This window comes from Corallococcus exercitus (assembly GCF_003611585.1).
In the GTDB taxonomy this organism is placed as follows: domain Bacteria; phylum Myxococcota; class Myxococcia; order Myxococcales; family Myxococcaceae; genus Corallococcus; species Corallococcus exercitus.
Genome location: NZ_RAVW01000934.1, coordinates 1 through 401, shown reverse-complemented (window position 1 = coordinate 401; position 401 = coordinate 1). Strand labels below are relative to the sequence as shown.

General features: G+C 31.4%; 1 protein-coding gene. It reads right to left on the bottom strand.

The genetic code is table 11. The annotated features are described in order from the left end of the window. Nucleotides 1-196 precede the first annotated feature (196 nt). Nucleotides 197-401: tRNA (adenosine(37)-N6)-threonylcarbamoyltransferase complex ATPase subunit type 1 TsaE (gene tsaE / locus D7W79_RS46680; protein WP_208730001.1), on the bottom strand; the 205-nt coding region annotated here is incomplete at its 5' end.

Genomic DNA, 401 nt, shown 5'->3' with positions numbered 1-401 from the left:
AGTTATTTCAGCTAAAACTTCATCGTTTTGCATCAATGCTACTGATAATGGTTGATTCGATGTATCAATGAGCAGCGAATTCATGAATAATTGCATCCTTAATTTGTTCAAAATGTTCTCCTTGCGCGAACAACTCAATTTGTCTTGTATTTTCAGATATTGTTGAAATATTAATAGATAAATGCGTCGCTGGAAGTCAATCTTTTATAAATTGATTCCATTCAATAACAGTAATTGCCTGATCTTCGAAAAATTCATCAAACCCTAAATCTTCATCAGAATCTTCTAAGCGATAACAATCCATATGATGCAATTTTAAATTTTTACCCCTATATGATTTAATGATGTTAAATGTCGGGGAATTAATCGTACGTCTTACACCAAGAGCTTTTCCTATAAAT